Annotated in this window: 4 protein-coding genes and 1 other RNA gene; 4 read left to right on the top strand and 1 reads right to left on the bottom strand. The window is 59.0% G+C overall.

Annotation, left to right across the window (positions count from 1 at the left end; translation table 11 throughout):
• The 4 genes from rnpB to AC4GMC_RS18190 form a co-directional block, all read left to right on the top strand.
• An RNA gene (rnpB, locus tag AC4GMC_RS18205) (RNase P RNA component class A) lies at positions 1-369 on the top strand; the annotation flags it as partial.
• 121 nt (positions 370-490) lie between these two features.
• The gene (locus tag AC4GMC_RS18200; protein WP_487877718.1) at positions 491-925 is read left to right on the top strand and encodes a PAS domain-containing protein; all 435 of its coding nucleotides are present in this window, start codon (positions 491-493) and stop codon (positions 923-925) included.
• Between the two features lie 117 nt (positions 926-1,042).
• Complete coding sequence (gene rpmG, locus AC4GMC_RS18195; RefSeq protein WP_011454349.1) at positions 1,043-1,210, top strand: 50S ribosomal protein L33; 168 nt, start codon at positions 1,043-1,045, stop codon at positions 1,208-1,210.
• A gap of 143 nt (positions 1,211-1,353) precedes the next feature.
• On the top strand, positions 1,354-1,863 hold the full coding sequence (locus tag AC4GMC_RS18190; RefSeq protein ID WP_487877719.1) for a GNAT family N-acetyltransferase: 510 nt from the start codon (positions 1,354-1,356) through the stop codon (positions 1,861-1,863).
• 63 nt (positions 1,864-1,926) lie between these two features.
• Here AC4GMC_RS18190 and AC4GMC_RS18185 read toward each other — a convergent pair.
• A partial coding sequence (locus AC4GMC_RS18185; RefSeq protein ID WP_488089285.1) for a Bax inhibitor-1/YccA family protein occupies positions 1,927-2,579 on the bottom strand: 653 nt, incomplete at its 5' end.

Raw genomic sequence — 2,579 nt, 5'->3', positions numbered from 1 at the left:
GATTTTGCGTGCAAGACGTGCCGAGGAAAGTCCGGACTCCACAAGGAAACGGTGCCGGGTAACGCCCGGGCGGAGCAATCCGACGGAAAGCGCCACAGAAAATAGACCGCCCGAGCGTGCTCGGGTAAGGGTGAAACGGTGGAGTAAGAGCCCACCGCCGCGCTGGTAACAGGGCGGGCATGGCAAGCCCCACTGGGAGCAATGCCAAATAGGAACCGCGCGCCGAGGCAACTCGGCGGGGCCCCTTGGCCCCAGCAGGTTCGGGTTGGCAGCTAGAGGCGTCAGAGCAATCTGAGGTCAAGAGGAATGGTCATCTCGAGGGTCCTTGCGACCCTTAGACAGAATCCGGCTTATAGGCCCTCCGCGCATTTTCCGCTCTTTAGCACCAAGAGGAAGGTAAGTTTCCCTTGCGTCCCCTGGGGTTGATTGAATTTACACGCTGTGGCTACAGTTCTTTACCCGCATATCCTGTGGGTAGAAGGGTACGTCTATGAGTGACATCGAGCCCCCAGATGCGCAGAGCCCATGGCAAGTTGCGCCAAGCAGCGCACAAGAGGCGCTGGAACGTATCCGTCGGTTTGGTCCGTCCTTCACCCTCGCGTTTTTCCGAAATAGCCCGGACTCGGTTTCGTTGCTCTCGGCGGGTGGGGTGATCGAGTACATGAACCCTAACGGCCTTGCGATTCTTGGATTTGATCGCAGCGATGAGATTGCGGGGCTCAGCTGGGTGACGCTCTGGCCATCTGACACACGAGCTGAGGTTTGGGCCGCATTGGGCCAAGCCAAGAGTGGTGTGCCCGCGCGCTACGAGTCGACTTTGGGCTATTTGAACGCTCCAGAGTTCCGCTGTGCGATCACTTTGTCGCCGCTGATGGCGCCTGATGGTCATGTTGACGCGCTTCTGGCGGTCGTTCGCAGTCAATAGCGCGCAAACGGGCGGAACTGCGCGCTTTGCGGTTGACAGCCCCCCGCGACCGAGTAAAAGCGAGGCTCAAGTTTTTGGGCGGCATGTGTCCGCCCCTCGATCCTCTGGAGACTGACCATGGCGAAGCCGACCACAATCAAAATCCGCCTGAACTCCTCGGCGGGGACTGGCCACTTTTACGTGACCAAGAAAAATGCGCGCACGATGACCGAAAAAATGGTCGTACGTAAGTATGACCCCGTTGCGCGCAAGCACGTCGAATACAAGGAAGGCAAGATCAAGTAAGATCGCCTAACCCTGACAAAACAAAGCCGGTCGCGCAGCCTCTGCGTGGCCGGTTTTTTTGTTCCAATTCACCTTCCGCGCTTGGCCCTTTATTTCGGGCTCTTGGTTTGCGCTGGCCTCTCGATGCCAAAGGTGGATGCTATATGACCCTCTCTCTCAGACCCGCACAGCCCAGCGATGCGCCGCGTGTGACGGCATTGCTCGCGCAGAGCTACCCTGTGCTGCTGGCGCCGGATTATCCGGCCCAGACGCTGGATGCGGTGCTGCCTGCAATCACGCGCGCACGCCCATCGCTTTTGGCGGGAAAAACCTATTTCCTGTTGGAGGAGCAGGGCGCATTGCGGGCCGCTGGTGGTTGGAGCGATACGGACCCGTGGGGCGGGGCCTGCGCCCCAGAAACGGCCCATATCCGCCATGTCGTGACCGCGCCTGGCCATGTGAGGCAAGGGCTTGGGCGGCGGCTTATGACGGGTATCTGTGCCGATGCCCGCGCGCAGGGGATTACGCGGTTCGAGTGCTATAGCACCCTCACGGCGCGGCTATTCTACGCCAGCTGTGGCTTTGAGGAGGTGGCTGCCGTGGTGATGACCTTGGGGCGTGGTGTTGAATTCCCTGCGGTCCACATGAGGCGGATTTGCGCGCCGCTTGCTTGATAGTATTGCATGAAAAAGGCCGCCCCGAAGGGCGGCCTGATGTCTGTCAGCAAGGAAGAATGTCTATTCTTGCTGTCCCATGAACATGAGTAGGAACTGGAACATGTTCAGGAAGTTGATGTAGAGGCTGAGCGCGCCGTCAGATGCGGCTTTGTCCAACCACTCCTGATCGCCGTGTGCGGCGTGTGCCACATACTCAGACTTCAGGCGTTGTGTGTCATAGGCTGTCAGACCGGCAAAGATCAGCAGACCGATGGCCGAGATTGCCATCATCATTGGGCCGGACTGCAGGAACATGTTGATGACCATAGCCACCAGCAAGCCGATTACGCCCATCACAAGGAAGGTGCCCATACCGGACAGGTCTTTCTTGGTGGTGTAACCCCACAGGCTCAGGCCTGCGAAGGCGATGGCCGTTACCAGGAATGTCTGCACGATCGAAAAGCTTGTGAACACAAGAAAAACTGAGCTGAGCGAAAGGCCCATAAAGGACGCGAATGCAAAGAAGCCGAGCTGCACTGTTGCCGCGTTGGCACGCCGCATCAGGGCCCCCCAACCGAGGAACAAGAACGCCAGAGGCGCGAGCATGACCACCCAACGCAGGGGCGTTGTGTAGATCAATGCGCCAAAGCTGTTGAGCATTGTCCCGTTGCCCATCTGCACAACCGCCTGGCTTGGGTCGGATGTGACAGTCAGGGTCGAGATGGCCCATGCAG

The organism is Thalassobacter sp., assembly GCF_982993085.1.
The sequence above is the reverse complement of the archived record's forward strand: the minus strand, read 5'-3'. Positions and strand labels throughout refer to the sequence as shown.

Bases quoted from the DNA above. Each gene is read 5' to 3' on its own strand.
- AC4GMC_RS18190 (WP_487877719.1), top strand. From the start codon at position 1,354: ATGACCCTCTCTCTCAGACCCGCACAGCCCAGCGATGCGCCGCGTGTG.
- AC4GMC_RS18200 (WP_487877718.1), top strand. From the start codon at position 491: ATGAGTGACATCGAGCCCCCAGATGCGCAGAGCCCATGGCAAGTTGCG.
- rpmG (WP_011454349.1), top strand. From the start codon at position 1,043: ATGGCGAAGCCGACCACAATCAAAATCCGCCTGAACTCCTCGGCGGGG.